This is a genomic window from Myxococcus sp. CA056 (genome assembly GCF_013336715.1).
GTDB classification, from domain to species: domain Bacteria; phylum Myxococcota; class Myxococcia; order Myxococcales; family Myxococcaceae; genus Myxococcus; species Myxococcus llanfairpwllgwyngyllgogerychwyrndrobwllllantysiliogogogochensis.
Genome location: NZ_JABUMT010000019.1, coordinates 126721 through 151568 on the forward strand (window position 1 = coordinate 126721; position 24848 = coordinate 151568).

General features: G+C 68.0%; 22 protein-coding genes and 1 pseudogene. 9 read left to right on the forward strand and 14 right to left on the reverse strand.

Going from position 1 to position 24848, the window contains the following annotated elements; translation table 11 throughout:
* Positions 1-31: 31 nt before the first annotated feature.
* A complete protein-coding gene (locus HUA76_RS40655; RefSeq protein ID WP_141640356.1) occupies positions 32-967 on the reverse strand; it encodes a LysR family transcriptional regulator in 936 nt (311 codons plus the stop codon).
* Positions 968-1028: 61 nt separating this feature from the next.
* Here HUA76_RS40655 and HUA76_RS40660 point away from each other — a divergent pair, with 61 nt between their 5' ends.
* Together HUA76_RS40660 and HUA76_RS40665 are read left to right on the forward strand one after the other, a co-directional pair.
* A complete protein-coding gene (locus HUA76_RS40660; RefSeq protein ID WP_141640357.1) occupies positions 1029-1745 on the forward strand; it encodes an SDR family oxidoreductase in 717 nt (238 codons plus the stop codon).
* Positions 1746-2304: 559 nt separating this feature from the next.
* A complete protein-coding gene (locus HUA76_RS40665; protein ID WP_174463930.1) occupies positions 2305-3579 on the forward strand; it encodes a hypothetical protein in 1275 nt (424 codons plus the stop codon).
* Positions 3580-3686: 107 nt separating this feature from the next.
* Here the strand turns inward: HUA76_RS40665 and HUA76_RS40670 are convergent, their stop codons facing one another.
* On the reverse strand, positions 3687-3980 hold the full coding sequence (locus tag HUA76_RS40670; protein WP_254614798.1) for a hypothetical protein: 294 nt from the start codon (positions 3978-3980) through the stop codon (positions 3687-3689).
* A gap of 373 nt (positions 3981-4353) precedes the next feature.
* Between HUA76_RS40670 and HUA76_RS40675 the strand changes: the two genes are divergently transcribed.
* Both HUA76_RS40675 and HUA76_RS40680 read left to right on the forward strand, forming a co-directional pair.
* Positions 4354-6513 (forward strand): molybdopterin cofactor-binding domain-containing protein, encoded by a 2160-nt coding sequence (locus HUA76_RS40675; RefSeq protein ID WP_174456324.1) that lies wholly within the window; start codon positions 4354-4356, stop codon positions 6511-6513.
* Positions 6514-6515: 2 nt separating this feature from the next.
* The gene (locus tag HUA76_RS40680) at positions 6516-7001 is read left to right on the forward strand and encodes a (2Fe-2S)-binding protein (protein ID WP_141640360.1); all 486 of its coding nucleotides are present in this window, start codon (positions 6516-6518) and stop codon (positions 6999-7001) included.
* A 78-nt stretch (positions 7002-7079) separates the two neighbouring features.
* Here HUA76_RS40680 and HUA76_RS40685 read toward each other — a convergent pair whose 3' ends face one another.
* Positions 7080-7514: a DUF2147 domain-containing protein gene (locus tag HUA76_RS40685; protein WP_254614800.1), complete on the reverse strand. Its 435-nt coding sequence runs from the start codon at positions 7512-7514 to the stop codon at positions 7080-7082.
* Between the two features lie 531 nt (positions 7515-8045).
* Here HUA76_RS40685 and HUA76_RS40690 point away from each other — a divergent pair.
* The gene (locus tag HUA76_RS40690) at positions 8046-9035 is read left to right on the forward strand and encodes an aldo/keto reductase (protein WP_174463931.1); all 990 of its coding nucleotides are present in this window, start codon (positions 8046-8048) and stop codon (positions 9033-9035) included.
* 130 nt (positions 9036-9165) lie between these two features.
* Positions 9166-9333, forward strand: a pseudogene (locus tag HUA76_RS40695) (deaminase); the annotation flags it as partial.
* A 31-nt stretch (positions 9334-9364) separates the two neighbouring features.
* Here the strand turns inward: HUA76_RS40695 and HUA76_RS40700 are convergent.
* The gene (locus HUA76_RS40700; RefSeq protein WP_174463932.1) at positions 9365-11692 is read right to left on the reverse strand and encodes an arylsulfatase; all 2328 of its coding nucleotides are present in this window, start codon (positions 11690-11692) and stop codon (positions 9365-9367) included.
* Between the two features lie 184 nt (positions 11693-11876).
* Between HUA76_RS40700 and HUA76_RS40705 the strand changes: the two genes are divergently transcribed.
* Positions 11877-12137: a hypothetical protein gene (locus tag HUA76_RS40705; protein ID WP_174456327.1), complete on the forward strand. Its 261-nt coding sequence runs from the start codon at positions 11877-11879 to the stop codon at positions 12135-12137.
* Positions 12138-12348: 211 nt separating this feature from the next.
* Positions 12349-13443 carry an SGNH/GDSL hydrolase family protein gene (locus HUA76_RS40710; protein WP_371823593.1) on the forward strand — a complete coding sequence of 365 codons (1095 nt, stop codon included), beginning with the start codon at positions 12349-12351 and terminating at the stop codon, positions 13441-13443.
* A gap of 62 nt (positions 13444-13505) precedes the next feature.
* Here the strand turns inward: HUA76_RS40710 and HUA76_RS40715 are convergent, their stop codons facing one another.
* From HUA76_RS40715 to HUA76_RS40755, 9 genes are all read right to left on the reverse strand, one after another.
* A complete protein-coding gene (locus HUA76_RS40715) occupies positions 13506-13937 on the reverse strand; it encodes a DoxX family protein (protein ID WP_174463933.1) in 432 nt (143 codons plus the stop codon).
* 218 nt (positions 13938-14155) lie between these two features.
* The gene (locus HUA76_RS40720) at positions 14156-14359 is read right to left on the reverse strand and encodes a cold-shock protein (RefSeq protein ID WP_141640366.1); all 204 of its coding nucleotides are present in this window, start codon (positions 14357-14359) and stop codon (positions 14156-14158) included.
* A 237-nt stretch (positions 14360-14596) separates the two neighbouring features.
* The gene (locus tag HUA76_RS40725; RefSeq protein WP_254614801.1) at positions 14597-16492 is read right to left on the reverse strand and encodes a bifunctional UDP-sugar hydrolase/5'-nucleotidase; all 1896 of its coding nucleotides are present in this window, start codon (positions 16490-16492) and stop codon (positions 14597-14599) included.
* 248 nt (positions 16493-16740) lie between these two features.
* Positions 16741-18882: a M28 family peptidase gene (locus tag HUA76_RS40730; protein ID WP_174463934.1), complete on the reverse strand. Its 2142-nt coding sequence runs from the start codon at positions 18880-18882 to the stop codon at positions 16741-16743.
* Positions 18883-18890: 8 nt separating this feature from the next.
* Positions 18891-19271: a GFA family protein gene (locus HUA76_RS40735; protein ID WP_174463935.1), complete on the reverse strand. Its 381-nt coding sequence runs from the start codon at positions 19269-19271 to the stop codon at positions 18891-18893.
* 22 nt (positions 19272-19293) lie between these two features.
* A complete protein-coding gene (locus HUA76_RS40740) occupies positions 19294-19884 on the reverse strand; it encodes a DKNYY domain-containing protein (protein WP_174456331.1) in 591 nt (196 codons plus the stop codon).
* Positions 19885-20033: 149 nt separating this feature from the next.
* The gene (locus tag HUA76_RS40745; protein WP_141647839.1) at positions 20034-20405 is read right to left on the reverse strand and encodes a hypothetical protein; all 372 of its coding nucleotides are present in this window, start codon (positions 20403-20405) and stop codon (positions 20034-20036) included.
* Positions 20402-21493, reverse strand: a complete 1092-nt coding sequence (locus HUA76_RS40750) for an acyl-CoA desaturase (RefSeq protein ID WP_217440866.1) — start codon at positions 21491-21493, stop codon at positions 20402-20404. Before HUA76_RS40750 ends, HUA76_RS40745 begins: the two co-directional genes overlap by 4 nt.
* Before the next feature lie 431 nt (positions 21494-21924).
* Entirely contained in the window at positions 21925-22935 is a 1011-nt protein-coding gene (locus tag HUA76_RS40755) for a zinc-dependent alcohol dehydrogenase family protein (protein ID WP_174463936.1), read from the reverse strand.
* Positions 22936-23173: 238 nt separating this feature from the next.
* On the opposite strand from HUA76_RS40755, the gene HUA76_RS40760 reads away from it, so the two are divergent.
* On the forward strand, positions 23174-23977 hold the full coding sequence (locus HUA76_RS40760) for a helix-turn-helix domain-containing protein (protein ID WP_174463937.1): 804 nt from the start codon (positions 23174-23176) through the stop codon (positions 23975-23977).
* A 12-nt stretch (positions 23978-23989) separates the two neighbouring features.
* On the opposite strand, the gene HUA76_RS40765 is transcribed toward HUA76_RS40760, so the two are convergent.
* Positions 23990-24814, reverse strand: coding sequence for a hypothetical protein (locus HUA76_RS40765; RefSeq protein WP_174463938.1), 825 nt, complete (start codon positions 24812-24814; stop codon positions 23990-23992).
* Between the last annotated feature and the right edge of the window lie 34 nt (positions 24815-24848).

Genomic DNA, 24848 nt, shown 5'->3' on the forward strand with positions numbered 1-24848 from the left:
CATTCATCCCCCTGATGTCCCGTGTCATCAGCTACTCGTGAGCGCGGGTTGCCCGCTGCTTCGCCGATGGGGCCGTCGAGCCGTGCTTCATCACCCAGTCGAGCACCCGGCGCGCCCGCGTGGAGAGCTGCCGGCGTGAGGGATACACCGCGAAGACGTCTCGCGGCTCCAGGGTATGCCCCTTCACGGTGAGGGACACGAGCGCGGTGCCTTGCTGCTCGACCATCTCCCTGATTCCGCTGACCACGCCCAGCCCCTCCTGGGCAGCGGCCAGGGCCACCCGGGGGTCATTCACCGTGACGCGAACATCCCTGGGGCGGACTTCTTCGACTCGGCCGTCGCGGCGGCGCAGACGCCAGACACCTTGAGGCTGCGAGAGCACCGCTGGCACGTCCTGGAGTTCCTCCCGGGTCAGCAGGGTTCGCCCCTTCAAGACGTCTTGCACGAAGCGTGGGGAGGCCACGAACACCGACTCGATGCTCCACAACCGTCGGGCCACCAGCTCGGCGTCGAGGATGGGGCCGACTCGGAAGGCGATGTCGAAACCCTCTTCCACCAGGTCCACCTTCGAATTGGTGAGCAACAGCTCCACGTCCACGCGGGGATGCCGGGCCATGAAGGAGAACAACAAGGGGGCGATCCGCTGGGCTCCGGACGTCACGGGCGCTGTCATCCGCAACCTGCCCGCGGGCTCCTCCTCCCGGTCCATGGTCTGGTCGAGCACTTCGCCCAACTGGTCCAGGAGCGGCCCCGCGCGCTCCAGCAGTCGAGCCCCCTCCAGCGTCAACCCGACCCTCCGCGAGGTGCGCTGAAGGAGCCGAGTCCCCAGCGATTCCTCCAGGAGCGCCACCCGACGGCTCACCGTGCTGGTGGGAATGCCCAGGCGCCTCGCGGCCTCCACGAAGCTCAGCTGTCGTGCCACGGCCACGAAGAGGCGCAGGTTCTCGCTCATCATCATCCCATCCATGGGATGGAGTCTTTCATTTCATCCCGTGGTTGCAATCGTCTTCGAGCGCTAGTCATGCGTCATGACCCTCGAACAACAACATGTCGTGGTGGTGGGAGGCTCCTCGGGCATCGGGCTCGGAGTGGCCCAGGCGGCGCTGGAGCAAGGCGCGCGTGTGACGCTCGTGAGCCGTTCCCCTGAAAAGCTGGCCCAAGCCGCCGAGCAGCTCGGGAGCCCGGACCGTGTGCGAACCGTCTCAGCCGATGCAACCGAGGAGGACGCGGTGCGCCGGCTCTTCGAAGTGCTCCCCCCGGTGAACCACGTGGTCGTCACGGCGGTGGAGGCTCGCTACCTTCCCATCAAGGAGATGGATTTCGCCGCCGCGCGCCGCATCATCGACTCCAAGCTCATGGCCGCGTTCCATGTCGCGAAGCATGCGCGGCTCCAGCCCGGCGGTTCGCTCGTCTTCACCACGGGAATCGCCTCGGTGCGCCCCATGAAGAACGGCTCTGTCATCGCGGCGGTGAACGGCGCCATCGAGTCCGCCGTGCGTGCCTGGGCCTTGGAGCTCGCGCCGGTGCGAGTGAACGTCCTGTCGCCCGGCTGGATTGACACCCCCGTCTGGGACGCGGTCGCGGGGGACGCCAAGGGCCCGCTCCTCGAACAACACGCGCGCCGGCTCCCTGTGGGACGCATCGGCACCACGACCGACACGGGCCATGCCGCGGTGTTCCTGATGAGCAACGGGTTCACCACGGGAGAGGTGCTGCACGTGGATGGTGGACATCCCCTCGTCTGACCACGGCCCGCCAGGCCAGTGGACCTTCCTCCCCCGCTCAGACGTCAGTTCGAGGTCCCTCCATCGGCACCGTCCGAGAAGGAGCTCCCACCAGCGTGTGAGCAGCCGTTGAACGCGGTGGGGCTCGAGGAGGAGAGTCTCCTGGCCCACCCGCTCTGGAAGGAGTGGTTCGCGGGGAGTGGGCTCCAGGACCCAGTGTTGGCTCTCGGCTATCCACAAGCCTTTCAGGAGGATTGCCTCAGGACTTCGCGAGCCGGAGCTTCAATTCCGGTGTCCCCTTCACCTCTTTCAAGGACTCTTCGCATGGGCGCGATTTCCACGAAGGATGGCAGGCAGCCCTTCGACGAGGACCGCGGACAGGGGCACCTCATCGAGTCCTCGCACGGCAGGCTCCTCACCAGCGCGGCCTGACACACTTCCAGCAGTTCGACATCCCGACGCCGACGCGCCACGAGGACGTTGAGCGACCCGTCCCGCCGAGCCTCGGTGTCTCAGTTCACCTTTCGTGGGGGGTCAGCGAATGCGGAATCGACAATCATGGTGGTGTGGGGCCGCGGTGATGATGACGGTCCTGGTGCCGGCAGCGGCGCGGGCCTTCGCCGAGGACGTGTGCTACCCGAAGGGCTCGGGGACGGTGGCGAACTGCACGACGTTGCCCAAGAGCTGTTCACTCAAGGAGCCGACGAGCCCCCGGTGCCGCGCCGAGGCGCTGGAGGTGCTCCTCTCGGCCCCGAACAAGTTCGACGGAGGGCGGAGCGTCGTCCATTCCGACGCCACCTACCTCATGGCGCGGGCTGTGGGCTTCTCCTTCTCCGATGCCTATTGGATTGCGGCCTACGACGAGGCGACCGACCTCGGTCAATTCATCCCGCGAGACATTTATGGGCAGCCCGTGCCGGGTGCGGCGGACCTGACCACGGTCGACGTCAGTGGACTGGTGCGCACCAACCTCAGCACGGGAGGCGTGCTCTACCACTACCTGGCGCCCTACAACGGCGTGCTGGCGGTGCCGCCCACGGGGGTGAATGGGCTCGCGCCCGAGGTCGATGACGCGGACACCGAGGTGATGCTCGCCCACACGCGTGCATGGGCGATGGAGGGCGCGGGCGCCGCCGCGCCGTTGTGCACCGCGGGCCTGACGGTGGCGAGCCCCGGGGGAGACCTCGCGACCGGCTCGGCCTGCTACACCGACAAGGGCGGCGAGTCGGTGGAGGTGAAGGGGCTCATCGGCCTGTACGACGACCTGGCGATTCCCTTCACCCTCTCCACGGGGGAGCAGGTGATCTCCGTGTCTTCCGACAGCGGCACGCCTCCCGTGCTCTCCAATCAATTCGACACCTGGGTCGGTGGCAGCGCGTCCCATGTGGCGGACGCGCGGCTCGGCATCCACCTGCACGCGCTGGCGGACCGCATCTCCCACCACGTCTGCACGGACCGCGCGGAGTTCGTCGGCCCCCTTGGCGTCGACGGCGGCTTCCGCCAGGACTTCACGGGCCATGAATGTGGCCAGGGGCTCCATTCCCTCCGGCACCTGTATGAGATTGGCGTCGACTTCTCCAAGCTCAGCCCACAGGACCGCACCACGGCCGCCACGCTCTCCGCTGTCTATGACGAACTGGTGGTCTTCGCTCGACTGCGGGGGGTGCTCATCCCCGCCGCGACGGAGCCCGCCTTCAAGGCGGCGTTGATCAACGGGCAGCTCCTGCCCGCGATGCAAACGCCTGAAGTGCTGTCTCGGCTCGCCAGGCTCAGCGCCACGGCCTGTGGACGGGGCTGGTCGCCGTTCCCCGGGTCACCGAGCTGCCCGCGAACCACTCCCGAACCAGAGGAGTGAGCAGCGCCCGGGGAGGGGCGTGTCCAGCTTCGCGCCTCTCCCTGGAACGCCTCGCCCCTGCTCGGAGGCGACCACGCATCCGCCGACTCCGAGCTTCAACAGGACGGCTACGGGCAGATGAAACGGATGTCCGTATAGTAGGGCGTCACCTGGCCCGACACCGTGATGTACCCCTCACAGTCGTAGTGCCAGGCCCCGGCCCAGGTCGTCTTGGTCGCGCTGGTGTAATAGGTCCGGTGCTCGCCGTACCGCACTTCTCCGCCCGGCGGCTCTGAGTGCTGCTCCACCGTGCTCACCTCGGCCGCGGGAGTTGCCTCCTCGGACTGCTCCGGGGGCGGCCCACCGCAAGCGCTGGCCAGCAGCGCGGACATCCCAACGACCCAACGGGACAGCGTCATCATGAACTCCTTGTGACAAGTATCGATGTTTCAATTGTAACCCTAGCAAGGTCCATCATCGGGCGTCCATCCAGCGCCAGCCTCGCGCCTCGGAGGGTGGCTCGTGGCCAGACGCGAAGAGGTCCTGCTGTCGACGGAGAACAAGAACGTCGTGCGCGTGATACCCGTGCGCGAGACTGACACTCCACAATCCCTCACATGTGGCGCTCAACTCCGGAGCGGACGTACCGCGCGACTCGAATGTTCGCCCAGGCGTGCGGCTCCTTCGACACAAACCGGGACGGATGTCCTCGCCTGGACGGAGGGCCTGTCAGCCCGATGAACCAGGCGGCCACGTCGTCTTGGGCACACCGTGGCCGTGTGCGATGCTTTGCCCATGGCGGATGCGCTCGAATCAGACGCGGCGGCTCCAGGAGGGATGGACCGCCGCCGGTTCCTGACGTGGGTGGTGGCTTCTCCCACGTTGATGATTGCAGCCCGGCTGGGGCTGGACGTGCCCGAGGCGGCGGCAGCCGAAGCGCCCGTGACGGAGGCGCAGACGCCGCTCAGCCTCTACATCGCCATCCAGTTGGACGGGCGTGTCGTCACCACGCTGCCGCGTACCGAGATGGGCCAGGGCATCACCACGGCCGTGGCCATGCTGGTCGCCGAAGAGCTCGACGTGGCGCTCGACTCGGTCGACGTGCGCAGCGCCGACGCGGACCCTCGCTGGCTCATCCAGCTCACCGGGCTGTCCTCGACGATGCGCTACCTGGCGGGGCCGCTTCGCTCCGCCGCGGCGGAGGCCCGGGCACGGATCGTCACCGCCGCCGCGCTCCGCCTTCGGGCCCTCGCCTTCACCCTCACCACCGCCAACGGTGAGGTGCACGCACCCGACGGCCGCCGTGTCGGCTATGGCGAACTGGCGGAGGACGCCGCGCACGTGCTGCTGCCCGCGGTCTCCTCCCAGCCCAAGCCTCCGAGCGAGTACACCGTGGTCGGTCGACCCACGGGACGCATCGACGCGCTGGACATCGTCACCGGTGCGGCGCGCTATGCGCTGGACCTCGACGTCCCCGGGGCACTGCCCGCGGTGGTGGCTCGGCCTCCGACGCTGCGAGGCACCGTCCAATCCTTCAACGATGCCGTGGCCCGAGCGATGCCAGGCGTGGTCGGCGTGGTGCCCCTGGCCTCGGGTGTGGCGGTGGTGGCCCAGACCTTCGCGCAGGCGTTCGCGGCGCGCGACGCCCTGCAGGTCTCCTGGGCAGCGGGCCCGGCCAGCACGCTGTCCGACGTCGACATCCGGGCCCGGCTGCGCGACGCGATAGGTCCCAGGCCCCTGCCCCCGCTGCTGACGACCCGGACCGTGGAAGGACGCTTCGACTTCCCCTACCTCGCGCATGCGACGATGGAGACCCAGAGCTGCGTGGCCCGGGTGCAGGGGAATCAAGCGGAGATCTGGCTCGGAGCGCAGGACCCCAAGTACGCGCAGCGCGAGGTCGCCAGGGCGCTCGGCTGGGACCTCGCCCCGCAGCGAGTCACCGTGCACGTCGTCCGGGCCGGTGGCGGCTTCGGTCGCAGGTTCTTCAATCAGGTCGCGGTGGAAGCCGCGCTCGTCTCGCGCGCCATTGGCCGGCCGGTGAAGTTGATGTGGAGCCGCAACGACGACATGCGCCACGGACACTTCCGGCCCGCCAGCCACCACCGCATCCTCGCCCACCTGGGACTGGGAGGAAGCCTCCTCGGCTGGAACCACCGCGCCGCCATTCCCACCGTGGAGCTCCCTCACGGCTTTGGAGATGTGCTCACGGCGCTCGCGGGCGAAGTCCTCCCCAACGTGACGAGCGCGGTGTTCTTCGCCCTCTCCCAGCGCCTCCACTACCGGTTCGGACTGGTGGGCCACGAGCTGCGCGAGGTCGCGATTCCGATTCCCACCGCCTCCTTCCGCTCGGTGTTCACCAGTCAGGTGGGCGTCGCCAACGAGGTCTTCGTCGACCAGTTGGCCCGCGAGCTCCAGGTCGACCCCGTGGCCCTGAGACGCTCGCGGCTCACGTCCAGCCGGCTCAAGGCGGTCCTGGAGAAGGTCGTGTCCGAGGGCCAGTGGGGCCGAGCGCTGCCGCCCGGAGTGGCCCAGGGCGTCGCCGTCCTCGAGGAGTGGGAGAGCGCCATCGCGCACCTCATCGAAGTGGACGTCACGGGAGGCACGCCTCGGGTGCTGCGCGTGGTCATCGCCGCGGATGTCGGCCTGCCCATCAACCCGAAGGGCATCGAGGCGCAGCTCCAGGGCGCGGCGGTGGACGCGATGTCCACTACGCTGAGCGCGGGACTCCACATCGACGCGGGAGCGGTGCGCGAGGGCAGCTTCGCGGACTACCGGTGGCTGCGGATGAAGCACGTCCCGTCCGATATCCAGGTGCACCTGGTCCGGTCGGATGACCGCGTGGGCGGTGTGGGAGAGCTGGGTTATCCCAGCGCCGCGGCGGCCCTGGCCAACGCGATTGCCCGAGCGACCGGCACGATGCCCACCCGCTTCCCCATCCTCGACGAGGGAGTCTGACCATGGTGGCCCATCAATTCATCCTCAATGGTCAGTCGGTGACGGTGGAGACGCCCGCGGACCTGCCCCTGCTGTGGGTGCTCCGCGATGTCCTGGGTGTCACCGGCCCCAAGTATGGCTGCGGGGTGGGCGTGTGCGGCGCCTGCACCAGCCACCTGGATGGAGAAGCCTTCCGTCCCTGCATCCACCCCGTGGGGAGCACGGCGGGCCGCGAGGTGATGACCATCGAGGGGCTGGGCGCCCAGGGGCTGCATCCCGTGCAGCAGGCGTGGGTGACCGAGGATGTGGCCCAGTGTGGCTTCTGTCAGCCGGGGCAGATCATGGCCGCCGTCGCGCTGCTGAGGAAGAACTCCCACCCATCCGACGCGGACATCGACGCCGCCATGAGCGAGAACGTCTGCCGATGCGGCACCTATGTCCGCATCCGGGCCGCCATCAAACGCGCGGCGTTGTTGCTGCGAAGTGGAGCGGGCGTCAACGGCGGGTGATGCCGTGAGCGGCTGCATCCCGTGGTGGCGTGGACTCCCCTCGAACAGGGAGTCCACCCGGGCTCACGCGGCGACGCGCTACTCCTCGGCGCGGACCCAGTGCTGGGTGCGGCCCAGCAGCGACATGCCGATGTAGCCACGGACCTTCAGCTTCTTGCCGCCGTCCTCGAGGGCAATCTTGCACTTGTAGGTCTTGCCGTTCGCCGGGTCGAGGATGGTGCCACCGGTCCACTCGTCGTCGTCCTTCTTCAGGTCGCGCAGGATGGTCATCCCGATGATGGGCTGGTCCTTGAGCGAGCCCTGGCACTTGTCACAGACCGGGTTCTGCTCTTCCTTGGGGTCGCGGAAGAGCTTTTCAATCTTGCCGACGAGCTTGCCGTCCTCCTCGGAGATGACGATGACCGACTTGGGCTTCTTGGTCTCGTCATCGATGGTCGTCCACTTGCCGACGGCGCCATTCGTCGCGGCGGGAGCGGGGGCCTTGTCCTCGGCCAGGGCACTCGAGGCAAGCATCAGGGTCAGGGAAGCGAGTCCGAACCACCGGGTTGCATTCATGTCTTGAGGTCCTTCTGCGCGGGGGGCTCACAACGGAGGGGGCTTGCGCTCAAGCGTCCCATCACGTCGTTTGTACTCCACCGCTGTGCGGACCGGCAGCCCTTCCTCGCGTTCTGTGCAGCGCTCAAACGTGCCGCTTCGCGGCATGCACGGCCCGTGGTGCCTCCCCTGCATGGTGGAGTTGTCACCCCGGGAGGCGCGCCCCCATGCTGACGAGGAGACGGCGAGCCCCCTATGCCGCCGTCATCGGACGCCCGGTGCCCGCGAGGCAGCCCCGCCGCATTATCAATCAGGCCTTACAAGCCCATGGGCTTCGGCGCGCCTGGTCCACTCAGGACCCGGGGCGTACCTTTCTTCGTGAACAGGGTGCGGCAGACCCGAACTGCCCCCCGGCGCGCGTCGGACAGACCGGCTCGAGGCCGTCGTCGCGGGCATCGCGCGAGCGGGCGGCCAGGCAGGGGCTCCGAAAGACCCACGGGAGGTAGCGCCATGAAGAAGCGCGGACTTGGGAAGAGCGACCTGGAAGTCTCGGCCATTGGACTTGGCTGCATGGGCATGAGCTTCGGCTACGGCCCTGCGATGGACCGGCAGCAAGCGATTGCGCTCATCCGAGCGGCCGTCGAGAAGGGCGTCACGTTCTTCGACACCGCCGAAGTCTATGGTCCCTACACGAACGAGGAGCTCGTGGGCGAGGCGCTTGCGCCCTTCCGCAAGCAGGTGGCCATCGCCACCAAGTTCGGGTTCAAGCTCGATGAGAACGGGAAGCAGGCCGGCATGGACAGCCGGCCCGAGCACATCAAGCAGGTCGCCGAGGCCTCACTCAAGCGACTCAAGGTCGAGACCATCGACCTGTTCTACCAGCACCGGGTGGACCCGAACGTGCCCATCGAGGACGTCGCGGGCGCGGTGAAGGACCTGATTCGTGAAGGCAAGGTGAGGCACTTCGGGCTCTCCGAAGCCGGTGCGCAGACTGTCCGTCGGGCGCACGCGGTCCAGCCCGTCACGGCGCTGCAGAACGAGTACTCACTCTGGTGGAGACGGCCGGAGGAGGACGTGCTGCCGACCCTCGAGGAGCTGGGCATCGGCCTCGTCGCCTTCAGTCCGCTCGGTAAGGGCTTCCTGACGGGGAAGATCGACGAGACGACCTCCTTCGCCAAGGACGACTTCCGCAACATCGTCCCGCGCTTCACCACCGAGGCCCGGAAGGCGAACCAGGCCCTGGTCGACCTGCTGACCCAGGTCGCCGCCAGGAAGCAGGCGACACCGGCGCAGATTGCGCTCGCGTGGCTGCTCGCCCAGAAGCCGTGGATCGTCCCCATCCCAGGCACCACGAAGTTGCACCGCCTCGAGGAGAACCTCGGCGCGGCCCGCATCGAGCTGACGGCGCAGGACCTTCACGAGCTCCGGGACGCGGCCTCGAAAATCACCGTGCAGGGTGCGCGCTACCCGGAGGCGCTGGAGAAGACGACAGGCCGCTGAATCACCGCGTCCCACGCGCCAGCACAGGCGCTCAGCAATACTCCGGGGAGCAGCGACCCCGGCCTTTTCGCGAGGACACCGCGGATGCGTGAAGTGAAGCGCCCATGCGTGGATGACTGGCCGGATTTCAATCGACGAGCTGAGCGTACTGGTGGCGCCCATCGCCGATGGTTCCATCGGCACCCCGTCGCTCTTCGATGCACGCAAGGGGAAGGGACCCACTCGCCATCTCAAGCGGGTCTCCTTCGAGAAGCGCACCGGCGACCTGCTCTGGCTGCGCTACAAGCCCAAACGCTGAACCGACTTCGCCATGGGGAGGGTCCTCCTCCTCACTCCTGGGAGAAGGCGAGCCGCAGCTCTCCTTCCGCGTCACGCTCGCCCTTCACGTCCACCACGAGCTTCTCCAGCGTCCCCGTGAAGACGAACGGCACCTGGTAGCGAGAGCTGACGGCCGTGCCCGTGTTCCGCCCCACGAGCAGGCCATACCCCGTCATGGCGCTGTACATCGCCCCCATCTTGATGCCCTTGAGCGCTCCGACCTGCTCGTCGTCCATCAACAGGACCACATCGCCCGTGGAGAAGTCCGGCTTGAGATGTTTTCCCGTCGGCGTGAAGCGCACCCCCAACCTGTGCTGCCCGGCTGGGACCACCCGGGTCGAGGACACGGCGTACTCCTCGATCTTGAGGTAGTTGTGGACGTAGTGCAGCCGGCCCTCCTGGACGAACAGGGTCCATCCACCGAACGCCCCGCCAAAACAAGCCAGCACCCCCTCCGCGCCAGCGTCAGGGAGGGAGACAAACGCGGTGACGGTGTGCGGCTTGCCCAGCAGCGCAGGCCCCGCCAGCGGGTGCAGGTTCGACGTGCCCGTGTAGAACGTATAGCGCTCCCTGGGCAGTGCGGCGACGGGGCGCCCTGGGTCCGCGGCACGCTCATAGCGCCGGTCGTCGAGCGGCCGGACCTGGTACTTCCTGGCCTCGACCTCCCACAGCGCAATCAGTTGCTGGAGCTTCTCGGGGTGCTTCGCGGCGACATCGTCGAACTCCGTCGTGTCGACGTCGGTGTTGTAGAGTTCCCAGCGGTCCTCGTCCCAGGACGTGCCCTTCTTGTGCCACGCCACGGCCGTCCAGCCGTCCGACCACAGGGCCCTGCTGCCGAGCATCTCGTAGTACTGCACCTTCTTGCGCGTCTTCGCCGTCGCATCGTCGAACGTATAGGCGAGGCTCACCCCCTGAACGGGCATCTGCTTGACGCCGTTGACTGACGTGGGCTCGGGAAGCCCACCCACTTCGAGCAGGGTCGGAACGATATCGATGATGTGGTGGTACTGATTGCGAATCGCTCCCCGCGCTCGAATCCTCGCGGGCCAGGAGATGATGAGCGCATCGGTGTTGCCACCCATATGCGTGTCCTGCTTCCACTTCTTGAAGGGCGCGTTCCCCGCGAGGGACCAGCCCATCGGATACAGCGGGTCCGTCTCGGGACCGCCCACCTGGTCCAGGAGCAGGGTCATCTCCTCCACGGTCTCCGGGTTGAAATTCCGATACCGGTCCGTATTCGTGACGCCGTGCTCCAACCCTTCTTGAGACGCCCCGTTGTCGGAAGCGACCAGGATGAGCGTGTTGTCACGGAGCCCCAGTTCGTCGAGCGCGGCGAGCAGGCGACCGATGTGGTGGTCGGCATGGTCGAGCATCCCGGCGAAGGCCTCCTGGAGCCGGCAGTACACCGCCTTCTGCGCCTCGCTCAAGTCGCTCCAGGCGGAGACCGCGGGGTCTCGCGGAGTCAGTCGCGCGCTTTCGGGAAGGAGGCCCAGCACCTTCTGCCGCGCGAGCACCTCCTCGCGGACCTTGTCCCAGCCCTGCGCGAACCGACCCCGGTACTTGTCGACGAACTCCCGGGGCGCATGGAGCGGTGAGTGGCAGGCCCCGAGCGCGAGATACGTGAAGAAGGGTCGCCCGGTGTTCGCCTGTTGCTGGTCCCGGATGTAGGTGATGGTCCGGTCCACCAGGTCTTCGGTCAGGTGATATCCCGGACGCGTGGGCGTCTCGATGAACTGATTGTCCTGGACCAGCAACGGCGCCCACTGGTCGGTCTCTCCGCCGAGGAACCCGTAGAACTTCTCGAAGCCCATCGCGACCGGCCAGCGGTCGAACGGCCCCGCTGCGGTGTAGGCGGTATACGGGGTGAGATGCCACTTCCCGAGGGCCATGGTGTTGTAACCATTCTGCTTCAGTACTTCAGCCACCGTGGCGGCGCTCTTCGGAATCGACCCGTAGCTGCCAGGAAAACCCGTGGCCGCCTCGGTGATGGCGGCGAGCCCCACGGAGTGATGATTGCGACCGGTGAGCAACGCCGCGCGCGAGGGTGAGCAGAGCGCCGTCGTATGGAAGTTGTTGTACCGCAGCCCCGTGCTCGCGAGCGTGTCGAGGTTCGGCGTCTCGATGGGGCCGCCGTAACACCCCAACTGCCCGAAGCCGACATCGTCCAGGAGGATGATGAGCACGTTCGGCGCACCCTCCGGCGCGACCAGGGGGAGCGCGGGTGTCCAGTCGGGCACGGAGTCCTGGTAGGTCTCGCCAATCGTCCCACCAAAGGCAGACGGCTCGGGCGGCAGGACGGTGCGTTCCGGCGTGGAGTGATTGTGTTTCCTGGAAGTCATGCGAGGCCCCCCTCTTCATGGAGAAAAGAGACTGGGGAGCGGAGGGTGCGCAGGCAATGACCACTCCCCGCATGCCGCGAGCGGAAGACACAGCAGCCAATGCTCCTCACGCGTGCCCTCCGGGCGGAAGCTCGCTATCCTGGGAAGGCTTCACATCCCCGAATTTCTCTCCGAGGGTCTCATCATGCGCAAGAGCATCATGGGTGGGCTGTTGGCGGTCGGAATGCTGGCGGGCTGCGGCGGTGTCGACAACGTGGGTGAGGACTCCCAGTTGGGCACGCGCGCGGACGAGCTCCCCTTCTGTGAAGGGTTCTCCTTCGTCACGTACTACAGCGACGCGACCTACAGCGTGCAGGTCGGTCATGGGGACTGCAGCTGTGGCCACACGCTGCGCGTCGTCGGCCAGAAGACGGACTTCGCCGTGTATCTCCCCGAGAACTGTTGAGCAGCGTCGCCCCAAGGAAACCTCGGCCCGCGTGTCGCGCGGGTCGAGCCTCGCGGCGCGGCACCAGGGCACCGGCCCCCGCGCCGTGGTACGCATCGAGGGCATGAGGATGAGCCTGCATGCGCCGCGCGGTATCGCAGTCATCCTCGGCCTCGGCTTGACGATGGCCGCGTGCAGACCACCAGCGCCTCCCTCCAAATCCCTGACGTGGGTGACCATTCCCGCCACGGACCCTCGGCTGCGCTACACCGGGCGGTCGTACCGCGCACCCACCGGCGTCGTCTTCTCCCACCCCGGAGTCACGATTCGCGCGAGCTTCTGGGGAGACGCCGTGCGGATGCAGCTCAACGACATGGGGCTGGGCGGCGATGCGGGGACCAACTTCTTCGATGTCGTGATTGACGGAGCACCGCCCCAGCAGCTCGCGGTTCATCGCGGCCAGCTCACCTATGTGCTCGCCACCGGCCTGGACGAGGGACGGCACACGGTGGAGCTCGTCAAGCGCACCGAGTCCTCGGTGGGCGCAAGCGAGCTGGTGGCACTGGAGGTCCATGGCGAGCTTCAGGAGCCTCCCGCCCACGAGGGGCTCCGGATGGAGTTCATCGGAGACTCCATCACCTGTGGCTACGGCAACGACGTCACCGTCATCCCCCAGCCACCGCCCTGGAGCGCGCCGACCTTCACCTCGAAGCACCAGAATCCCCAGCGGAGCTACGCCTGGCTCACGGCGCTGGCGCTGGGCGCGGAGCCCGTCCTCCTCTGCTATTCCGGCCGGGGGGTGTATCGCAACCTGGACGCGTCGACGTTGGGACTGCTGCCCGCCATCTACGAGTTCGCCGTCCCGGACCAGGCCGTCCCGTGGGACTTCTCGCGCGAGTCGCCCGACGTGATTGTCGTCAACGCCGGCACCAACGACACCTTCGCCGGCAGTGGCACCGACGCGTACCTTCCCGATGAAGCGACCTTCAAGTCCGCCTACCGGGCCTTCCTCGAGCGACTGCGGACGCTGCACCCACGGGCGCACATCGTCTGCACGCTGGGCAGCATGACGGACGGCCACAAGGACGCCGAAGGGGCTGGCGGGCCGCCGTCGGTGCATGTCGGCCAATGGATTTCCGACCTCGTGGCGGAACGTCACCAACAGGGGGATGCCCGGGTCTACCGCCACGAGATGGCAGAGCAGGTCCCCGAACTCGACGGTGTCGGCGAGGATTGGCACCCGTCCGCCGCCACGCACCGGAAGATGGCGGCGGCGCTGAGCCAGTTCATCGAGACAGTCGTGTGCCCCTGTCGCACGTCTCCGTGACGTGGACCTGGAACACCGGTGAGCCCCCCACCTTCGCGCTCACCGACCTGAGCGGCCGCGGCTCAAGCGCCGGCGAGTCTCTTCCGCAGCCAGGCGTCCACAGAGAATCGTCCAGGCCCCACGGTCAGCAGCACCACCGCGATGACGAGGTACAGGAGCGCTATCTCGTAGCTGCCCGTGTGGCCGACGAAGGGGTCTCCCCGAATCACCGCGTGGAAGTGCACCGCGACCGCCATCGTGAAGAAGATTCCCAAGGAGGCCAGGGGCACCAGCGCGCCCAGAATCCACGCGAGCCCGCCGCCGAACTCGGAGAGCGCCGCCAGCGCCTGGAGCACGCCCGGCGTGGAGGCCTCGGCCCCCATCCAGTGGAACGGGTCCTGAATCTTCGACCAGCCGTGGAACATGAACGCGGCCCCGGCGACGACCCGGAGCAGCAGGAGCCCCGTGCTGGCCAGCGTCGATGGGGGTGGAGGAAACAAGGAGGCGAGCTTCATGGCAGTCCCTTCGAGGAGCGCGGCACCTGGGCCGGAGCGGGGACATAAACCGGCGGGTCCGCGCACGCGCTCTCGCTGCCAATGGATTGGAATCTTGCCGAAGCCGGCGGCCCTCACGCGGGGCGGACACCGCGGGGCCCGGAAAATACAGAAGGCCCGACCCACGAATGGATCGGACCCTCTGGGTGAATCACGAAGTCGTCAGGATGACGATGGGCTTAGATCGGGCGAACGTTCTGAGCCTGCAGGCCCTTGGGGCCCCGGGCGACATCGAACTCCACCTTCTGGCCTTCGGCCAGCGAGCGGAAGCCGTCCGCCTGGATCGACGTGTGGTGGCAGAACAGGTCCTCGCCCCCGCCGTCCTGGGTGATGAAGCCGAAGCCCTTCGCATCGTTGAACCACTTCACGGTACCGGTTGCCATTGCCTTGTTCTTCTTTCATCGCGGACAGGGAGAGTCGCCGTCCGGCCCCACAGAGTATCAACCCTACAAGACGGTGCAGCCTAAGCATCTGCCTTGGAAGATGTCCACCCCCACGCACGTCACCCATGACGCTTCTGCCCCTTCTTTCACTTCTGGACGGGGCAACGCAGCGAGCCAACATCCGCTCCGTTCAAAGTTTTCCCCTGCTGACGGTCTGCCAGCTCCGCCAGCCCGGGATTACTGGTGCCCGGGAAGCCGTCCGAGGCCTCGGAGGCCGCCCCCCTGGCGGCCAACGGAGGGACCGCACTTCGCGGGGCCGAGCGTGGAGGCGAAGTACGGCGTGTAGAGGTCGGGCACGAGGGAGAAGTTGCAGGTGTTCACCGCCTCCGGCGACAGGCCCTGGTGCGACTGCATGTAGCGGGCGACGTAGTCGCGAACGCCGTCAGCGGAGGTCCAGAGCACGCGGCCCTCCTTGAACATGGCGTACCCGCCTCCTCCACCCGCGCGGTAGTTGTTGATGGCGACGATGAAGACCTGGTCGTCGGTGACGTCCGCGCCCTGGAAGCGCAGGTGCGTGAGCCGGGAGCCGGCGGGCTTCGTCAGGTCGTAGCCGTAGTCGATGCGCGAGTAGAGGTCCCAGTTGTAGTCGGCGACCACGGGCGAGGTGGCCTTGGCGCCCTCGGGCCTCGCAGGCAGGTTGCTCGCGTCGAGCGTGCCGAAATAGAGGGTGTTCATCTCCAGCGCGCGCCGGAGGATGGAGCCGTTGATCTCCATCACGTACAGCGTGTTGTCGTAGATGTAGATGCTGTAGGCGTCTCGCAGGGTGACGTCGCCGGCCGGCAGCGCCCCATCGTTGGTGAAGAGGGCGGCCAGGGACAGGTCCACGTCGAAGCCGGCCTCGTGAGCGGCCTCCTCCTGGACGATGTTGATGAGGTCCCCCAGGGGGCTGTCGACGTAGCGTCCCGCGAAGCCTCCGGGGAACGGGGCGGTGGTGGTGCCAATCTTCTGGTTCACGTAAGCAACGGTGGTGTCGTGGTAGTTCTGGGTGAGCTGCGTGACGGCGGCATCCGCGGCGACCTTGTCGTCCACGACGTGAAGCCGGGCGTCATGAGCGTCCACGCCCCACCGCTCCCCGTTCCAGGTGACCTGAAGCTGAACGTCCGCCAGGTGGCTGCCCCAGCGGTTGGGCTGGGTGAGGAGGACCTCGCGGCCTTGCGGGTTCTTCAGCAGCATCTTCGGGATGGGCTGGTGGGTGTGGCCGGTGAGGAGCACGTCCACGTCGGGTACGCCCTGGGCAATCTGCACGGCCTCGTTCTCACCGGGGAGGTTGCCCCGGTCCGCCCACTTCGAGTCATCCGTGTAGTCGGCCAGCCACGAGTCGGGGTTGCTCGCGCTGCCGACGGGCTGCCTGTCCGGGCCGCTGTGGATGGCCACCACCACCACGTCCGCGCCGGCCTGCTTCATCCTCGGCACGTAGGTCTTCGCCGTCTCCAGCGGGTCATCGAAGCGCAGACCGGGGATGTTCTCCGCGCGCTCCCACGTCGCCACGCCGGGCGTCACGAGGCCGAGGATGCCGACCGTCACGTCGCAGACCTTGGTGAGCACGTAGGGCGTGAAGACCTCGGAGCCGTCCGCGCTGTTGCGCACGTTGGCGCCGAGCAGGGGGAAGTTGACCTCGCTCTTGAACTTGTTGAGCACGTCGAGGCCGTAGTTGAACTCGTGGTTGCCCACGGCCATGGCCACGTACCCCAGCTCGCTCATCGCGGCGGCCATGGGGTGCCGGGGCGCGTTGTCCACCAGGGCATAGTAGGTGCCGAGTGGCGTGCCCTGGATGGTGTCACCGGTGTCGACGAGCAGCGTGCAGTCCGGGTTCTTCTCGCGCTCCTGCTTGATGAGCGTGGCCACCTTGGCGACACCGCGCTTCGCGTCGGGCTTCCCGGTGAAGTAGTCCCACGGGAAGATGTTCGTGTGCAGGTCGCTCGTCTGCAGCAGCGTCAGCGTGCGCGGCGAGGTGTCCCGAGGAATGGGCCGGGACGGCACGTCGGTGGATTCACAGGCTGTCAGCAGCGAGCCGGCCCCCACGAGGCAAACGGAGGCGGTGCGCAGCTCGCGCATCAGGACAGGGAAACGCATCAGAAGACCTCGACGAGGAGTGATGCCGGGACGAACCGCCCAGCGCGAGGGGACCCTAACGCTCCCCTCTGACGCGTCCCACCCTCGAGCCCCCGCGATGCCCACCCGTGAACCTCCCGTGGCCAACACCCCGCGGAAGCTCCGGGTGCGCCGCCATGGCGACAGGCCGTGGCGTCCCCGCGAATGAAGAGCCGGGCACACCCGCGCTGTCCTTCACCAGGAAGTGCCGCTCCTCGCGAGGCCCGCCCTCAGCGGGCGCTCGTCATGATGCCGCCCTGCTCCAGCAGCCCGAAGAGGTCCATCAGCGCCTCCACGGGGAAGACGTAGCCGTACTCGGCATAGGCCGCGTCGCGGATGTCCGCCACGGAGCGCCTGCCGTCGGCGTAGCTCGCGATGGCGTCGGGCAGTTGGTAGAAGCGCAGCTCGCCTTCTCCGCGCTCTCGCAGGGCGGTGGTCGCGTCATTCAGCGCGGCCTGCACGGCTGCCACGCGGGGCTTCGTCTCGGGGCTGGCCTTGGTCACTACATCGTCGAACGCCGCCAGCTCCTGCCCCTTCACGCGGCGCGGAACGAAGGCCCGGGCACGGCGCTCGGCCTCGGTGGGCGGGGGCTCTCGCGAGGCCCCTCCGCGCGCCTTGACGTCCGCCTCCACGCGCTCCAACGCCTGGGCCTCGGAGGTCTCCAGCGTCCTGGTCAGCGCGCGCACGGCGGTCGCTGGCGCGCCCAGGAGCTGGCAGGAGCGCAGGGCCTCGCGCTCGCGCTGGTAGCCGGCGCGCACCACGGCGCGAGCCAGCCGGGAGGTGCCCGCGACTTGAGCGACGGGGGCCGAGGCCAGGTCGCGACGGGCCCGGAACTCGTCCTCCGCCACGCGCCGCACACCGTGCACCGCCACCAGCCGCGCCAGGTCCAGCGCGCCCGAGCCCTCCGCCCAGGCGGCGACGGTGATGGAGGCCAGGCCCGCGAAGGCGGCGCGGTGAAGCTGCGTGGGGTCCACGTTCTCCGGCCGGTCGCCGCTGGTGTGGTAGCCGTCGTCGGGCCAGGTGGAGAAGGCCACGCCCGGGATGCCGTGGTCGTTGAAGAGCTGGTGGTCCGAGCCGCGACTGTAGCGGTCCATATGGGCATCCAACGGGTCCTGGGAGCCGGTGACCGAGCCGATGCGGAAGTCCTTCCGAGGCGGATACGTCACCCCGTTGAAGCGGTTCATGAAGGCCACGGTGGACTCGGACACCGCGTTCACGAAGCTGCCATTCCAGTCCGGCGTATAGGACACCAGGAAGCGGGAGTGGACGCGGGACAGGCTCGCGCCGAGCATGTCGAAGTTGAAGTGGGCCACCCTCCGCACGGGGTCCGCGCCGTGGTGGGAGAACCACTCGCGGGTGCCCTCGAACTCCGGCAGCCACAGCACGCGCACTGTGCGCACGGGAGGCAGCAGCACGCCCCGGCGGATGAGCGTGGTGTACGTGCGCACCAGCTCCAGCAAGGTGGCCGAGCCCGAGGCGTTGTCATCCGCCCCCGGCTTGTAGTGGTCCAGGTGCGCGGTGAGGACGACCTCTTCACCGGCGCGCGTGCCGGGGATGACGCCACTGACGATGCTGTAGTGCCCCGGGTACTCCTCGGTGGCGACGCTCACGTCCACCTTCACCGGGCCCGTGCGCATCTGGGCTCGCAGCTCGCGCCCCTGGCGGTCGGAGACCATGAACAGGAAGGGGTTCCGCGCGCCCTGGGGCACCAGGCCCGGCGGGACGATGGCCCAGCCCACCTGGTCCGGAAAGTCGCCGTCCATGCGGTGGGGCGTGTTCCAGGGCGGCGTCGAGTAGGAGGAGACGACGCCCACCGCTCCGAGCTTCGTCACGGCCGTGCGCAGGGTGGCACTGGGATGGCCGCGCGTGAGCGCCACCTTGCCCTTCAGGTCCTTGCCCGCGTACTCCTCATCCCGGGCGCCGGTGCCCACGTCGACCAGCTCCAGGCCCGTGCCCTCGAAGCTGCCGCTCTTCAGCGCCAGCGACATGGGCAGGTCCGCGTGGGAAGTGACTCTGTACCGGTGGGGGCCCGTCACCCACAGCTCGCCCCGCGCGGCGCGCCACTGGGGCGCATCCTTCATCGGCTCCAGGCGCACATCCTTCAAGCCGGCGGCCTCGGCGGCGGCCTTCGTCCACTCGGCCGCTTCGGTGTAGCCCCCCTGATTGTCCCGGGCGAGCAGCGCCAGCCGCTGCACCCCATCGTGGATGCGGTCGCCCGAGCTCTCCTGGATGAGCGCGCGCACCACGTCGTCCCGCAGCACCAGGCCGGTGGTGGGCGACACGGGCCCCAGTGGAGACGAGGGCGCCTGGGCGGCGGCGCTGAGCGCGGCGAGGACGACGAGGGCGGCGAAGGGGCGTGGGAGGGTGTGCATGCGCCGTCCTATTGTGCGTTCTGGGGCAGGCCGTCGCCCAACTCGTAGTAGTCGCCCTTGTCGGCCACGAAGATGTGCTTCGCGAGCCGGGTGTCCGTGGGCGAATCGAAGGCGCCCATGGCGATGGCCACCACGTCCTTGTTGAGCGGCTCCCAGAAGAGCACCGAGCCGCAGGTGGAGCAGAACCCTCGCCGCACCTTTTCGGAGGAGCGAAACCAGGTGACCTTGTCGGCGCCATGAATGGTCACCGCGGCGCGGGGGACGTCCGTGGAGGCCCAGAAGTGTCCCGATTGCTTGCGACACTGTGAGCAATGACAGGCATTGGGTGGAGGAAGGGGGCCCGTGACTTCGAACGTGATGGCCCCGCAAAGGCAGGATCCTCTGTGCATGGCGTGCTCCTCTCTTCGTGGTCTACTGGGAGTCCTCTGCCGCTTCCGCGTCGCTGATGAATTCGCCATTCACCATCCGGCCGCGCTCCTCCAGCCGGTAGGAGGCGTTCTTGTCCTTCGCCATCGCCCCGTCCTGGCCGACCAGCTCGAAGGTCGCGACATCGACACCTTCCATGCGCCGCCCCACGCCATACACGGCGACACCATCCGTCCCGTAGTAGGCGCTCAGCAGCCGGAAGCGCTCGGCGTCGACGCCCGGCAGGGCGCTGGCGCCGTAGAACACCGTGTCCTGGTCTTTCGACCAGTACGAAGTCTCGCGCAGCACCTCGAAGCTGTCCCGGTCAGCGCCCGGGAGCCGCTGCTCATGGAAGTAGATGCTGTGCTTGTCTTCAGCGTACCCGCGAGCTCCCCTCCTCAGCTCCCGGAAGGTTTCGGCGTCGGCGCCCAGCACCTCGGACAAGCCGATTCCGGCCGCGTGATAGAAGACCTTCCCGCCCTTGATTTCGTAGCTGTTCCGGAAGGCGAAAAAGAGAAAGCCGCCGGAGAAGAACAGCACGACCCCCACGAGGACGAGGACGCCAATTGCGAGCACGATGATTCGGGTGGGGCTCATGGCCGCCGAGCCTAGCGTGGGGCGTTTCACCTCGCAGCAAAACCCCCGACTCCGTCAGCCGCGCCGGACGGCGGTGTCACCCACCGCGTCCACGGAGTCGCGTCCCGTCAGGGCGCGGGGTGGAGCGGCGAGCCACTCCACCGCCCCGCCTACCAGTAGCGACGGGGAGGCGCCACGCGCGGCGGAGGCGCCGGCAGCGGCTCCAGCATGCCGCACTTCAACAGCCGGTCGACGGCTTCCTTGACCGACTTCGCGGAGATGTCGCAGCCCTCGAGGCTCTGCGTCGCCTCCGAGACGGTCCGCCCTCCTGCCTCGAACTCCACCAGGTAGAGCCCATCCTCCGCGGCGAGCCCGAGCGACGCACCCCAGGTGGCGCGCGCTGCATCGAACTGGGCACGACCCGTGCCGGACTTGGCCGCTTCAATCATCACGGAATACGCCGCCACGGCTTCCGTGCCCTTGGGCGAAAGCCGGAACTTCTGCGCCCGCCCGTACCGCACCTTCTCTGTCTCGTCACTCATACCGCGACCTCGATGGCAGGCTGCCCCATCCGCTTGAGCCACCGCACGTGGCTCTTCAATGCCGCACCCACGCTCTCGTTCGCCCGATAGCGGATGCCGTGCTCCCGACAGGTGTCCTCGACGATACGAGACAGCGCCGGGTAGTGCAGGTGACACACCCTGGGGAAGAGGTGGTGTTCCACCTGGAAGTTCAGCCCCCCCAGGTACCAGCTCACCAACGGGTTGCCCCGCGCGAAGTCCACCGTCGAGGCGACCTGATGTGAGGCCCAGTCGCGAGGAAAGGTGGCGCCACCCTCGGGTGGCAGGGAGAAGTCCGCTTCCTCCACACAGTGCGCCATCTGGAACACCGTGGCCAGGATCAACCCGAGCACGAACGAGGTGAGCGCGTGGCACAGCAGGACCTGCCAGAGCGGGTGGAAATACCACGGCAACAGCAGCGACCAGCCATAGAACAGGAGCTTGCCGCCCACGGCCCCGGCCAGCTTCCGCTTGTTCGGGCGCGGCATCTTCTGTCGCCCCACGCGCCCGTTGACCAAATCCTTGAGGTCATCGACGAAGTGCCACTTCACGGTCAACAGCCCGTAGAGCAACCAGATATAGGCGTACTGGAAGCGATGCGCCTTCAGCAGTCGCTGGCCTGGTGCGAGCCGACACAGCGGCTGGATGTCGATGTCCTCATCGAGCCCCACCACGTTCGTGTGGCTGTGATGGAAGATGTTGTGTTTCCAGCTCCACACGTAGGACGAGCCGCCGATGGCGTCGAGCGTGCCGCCCAGCAGCTCGTTGATGCCACGATGCGCGGAGTAGCTTCCGTGGTTGGCGTCATGCTGGACGCTGAACCCCACGCCCGCGATGGCCAGCCCCAGCGACAGGCACCCGGCGACCGCGCCCCAGGGGCCCGTGGCGCCGAAGACGAGCCAGGCATAGGACGCCGTGAACCAGCCCAGGATGATGACCGTCTTCGCGTACATCCAGGGGAGGTCGCGGGGTGAGCGCCCGCTTGCTCCCAGGTAGAGCTCCACTCGCGCCTGGAGGTCCTGGAGAAAGGCCCCTGACTCGAGAAACTTCGCCTTCGTCGCGTGCGACAACGTCCACCACCTTCACGCCCCAGGGACACCATCGGTGGAGTCTGGAGTCGCGCTGGGAGGACCCCGCCGCGGCCATCGCCTGCCTGGTGCCGAAGGTCCATGTAACACATCGACCCCACGAACTGTTCCGGCCTCTTGGGCCCCGAAGCTCCCCGGGCCGTCGCCAAACAGAACGCCCCCCTGGCGTCCATGTCGAACCCTTGCATCCAACACCGCGCCAACAGTGGGCCTCTGTGCGCAGCCGCCTTCCCCCGCGTCGACATTCCACGGGGGCGTGATTCGGACGCATGCGGATTGAGCAGCGGCTTGGATTTCCCACCCATGACGTGCTCCTCGATGGGGCCGACTTCGCCCGCCGCCATTCCAGGGGCGGCGCGCGGCGTCGGTCCTCAGAGAGGTGTTTCGAGCTCCTCCGCCAGGGCATGGCTCCGTCAGCGTCCGGACACCGTGGACTCCTTCGGCATCCGGAAGAAGCGCTTGCCGGCCTCGGGGCGCCCGAGGCTCTCCTCCACCGCGAGCTTGAAGTCCTCCAGCGCATGGGAGGGGCCCAGGGGGACCTGGAAGCTGGCGGGCGCGGAGAGCTTCACGAGGTGCTGGAGCAACGCTTCGTCCTCCTGCCTCGGCGCATCGAAGAAGTAGCGATACACGTAGGCCCGCAGGTGCAGGTCCTTCATCAGGAGGTCGAAGTTGTGGAGGCTGAAGCGCTCCGGACTGAAGCCTCCATAAACAATCACCTGTCCGCCCGGGGCGCTCTCCTGGATGAGGGCCTCCAACAGCGCCCCACCCACGCAGTCGATGACGCCGTGGACCCCCAGCCCATCCGTGAGCGCTCGTACACGCGCGCCGAGGTCCGACCTTCCGTCCGAGAGCGCCAGGACAGCGGAGACGCCCAGCGACTCCAGGTCCAGCGTCGCCTGTCGCTGTCGCACGATGGAGAGGACCTTCACACCGCGAAGCCGGGCGAACTGCGCCACCAGCGTCGCCACCGTGGAGTTGCCCGCGGTGAGCGCGAGCCACTGCCCCGACCGCACGTTCGCCCGCTCGAGCAGGTCCCAAGCGGTGATGATGTTGAAGAACTGGGAGGCCTTCTCCAGCGGGTAGTCCGGTGGCAGCCGGATGAGCCGCTCGGCGGGGAGGGCCACGTGCTCGGCCCAGGAGTCGAAGTGGCTGAACGCGACGAGGGTCCCCGGCTCCCACGAGACGACACCCTTGCCCACGCGGGTGATGATGCCGGCGCCGTGGTTGCCCGCGACCTGCCCCGGCAACGCGGGCTTCTTCGGCTCCGGATACAGGCCCTGGATGAAGAGGAAGTCTCCCGGGTTGATGGACGCCGAGAGCAGCCTGAGTTGCACCTCGCCCTCGCGGGGCTCCGGCACGGGGACCTCTCGAAGCTGAAGCACCTCCAGCGGCGGGCCCATCTGGTCGAACACAATCGCTTTCATTCGCACCTCCAGCTCGGCGGACTTGCCGAGTGGGCGCACCCTCTCTCCGACACGGTGCTCGCATCGCGCACACTCCGCTTCGCGCGGAGCACAATCGGCTGCTCGCGAGCCCCCACGGAAAGCCGGGCGTGGGCGCGGACACCCCACTACATCTGTCGCTTCCGGACCGGAGCGCGAGATGGACCTGCGGGACGGGGCGAGCGCCCCACGAGCAGCAAGTGAAGTCGGAGACCTGGGCATGGCGCGACACTCGGGCGCCCCAGGCCGGGTGGGACTGCGCGTCGAGCCGCGCACGGAGCCGCGAGGCCGGGTGGAGCTGGCGCCTCTGACCGAGCACCTGCTGTCCATCCACGTGGGACCTTCCGCCCGGATGACCTGCCATGTCCGGCAGCGCTACTCCTCGGGAGATGCCACGCTCCTGCCCGCGGGCTTCTCTGGAAGCTGGGTGGAGGAGGAGCCCAGGCGCTCCCTCACCGTGCGGCTGGCACCGGCGCTGCTGCGACTCGCGGCGGAGGACCTGGGACTGCCTCCCGAGCGCGCGGGCCTGACGCCCCAGCACCGATTCCGCGACGCCCGCATCGAGCACATCGTCCACGCGCTCGAAGCAGACCGCACCGCCGCACGCCCCAACGGCAGGCTCTACACGGAGGGCCTGGGACTGGCCCTCGCGGTCCATCTCCTGAACCACTACCCCGCGCCCCGGGAGGTCCGCGGCCAGCTGTCCGCACGGCAGTCACGGCAGGTGACGGACTACATCGAGAGCCACCTGGACAAGAACCTCTCCCTGGCGCGACTCGCCCGTCTCGCCGAGGTGAGCACGTCCCACTTCAGGACGCTGTTCAAGCGCTCACTCGGAATGCCCGTGCACCAGTACGTCATCCTGCGCCGGGTGGAGCGGGCCAGGGCGCTCCTCCAGGAGGGGACGCTGCCCATCAGCCAGGTGGCGCTCGAAGCGGGCTTCTCCCATCAGAGCCACCTGGCGCGCTGCATGCGACGCGTCCTGGGAGTGACGCCCAAGGCCCTCGCACGCGGCGAACGGTAGCCACACTGTCGCTCAGCCGGGCAGCAGCGCCGTCGGCACCACGAACGTCAGCTTCCGCTTTCCCTGCTGATAGGTCATCCGCGTGCGTCCCGCGCCAGCGTTCCCCTGTGCGACGGGAGGCCCCTGCCAGAGCTCGCTCCGCAAGATGCGGCCCAAAGCGTCGAGTTCGGGCTCGACGGCTTCCGCCCTGGCGACGAGCGACAGCGCGGCCTCCACGGGAACCTGGGCCCGGTGGGTCCGGCGCGTGACGCCCAGGGCCAGTCCCACCAGCGCGGCGCCCGCCTCCGACGCGACGTTCGCGCGGGGCTCCGCCGGGAAGAACCGCACGCCGTTCGACTCCATCACCACCGCGCCGGGCTGCAGCTCCATTCCAGACACGAGCCACGCGGAGGCCACCTTCAGGGCCGGGGTCGAGGACGTCGGCGCAGGCGGCTTCCACTGCTGGAGCAGCGCCAGTCCACCCCACAACTGCTTGTACTTCCACAGCAGCGGCATCGAGACCTTCCGCTCACCACGCAGTTGCACGCTCCTCAAGCGAGGCCCGACATCGACGTCCAGGCTCCGAAGCGCGTCGCGGGGAACGATGACCGCCTTGCCCAGGTTCGGCTTCCAGATGAGGCGGTGGCTGGTGAGCAGGAACTTCCCGGACCGGCCCCAGAAGAACCAGATGCCCAGCAGGGGAAACACCACGGTCGGCAGCAGCGTCAGGGACACCATGAACGCGAGGAAATACGCCATGAACCACGGGCCTCCCGTCGCCAGCACGTGCTCACCCTCCTGGGGTGGGAAGGCCTTCGCCCACGTGGGCCAGTCAGACGTCGGGGGTGTGGAGTCCATGGCGCGGAACCGAACGCAGCACCTCCGCGAAGTC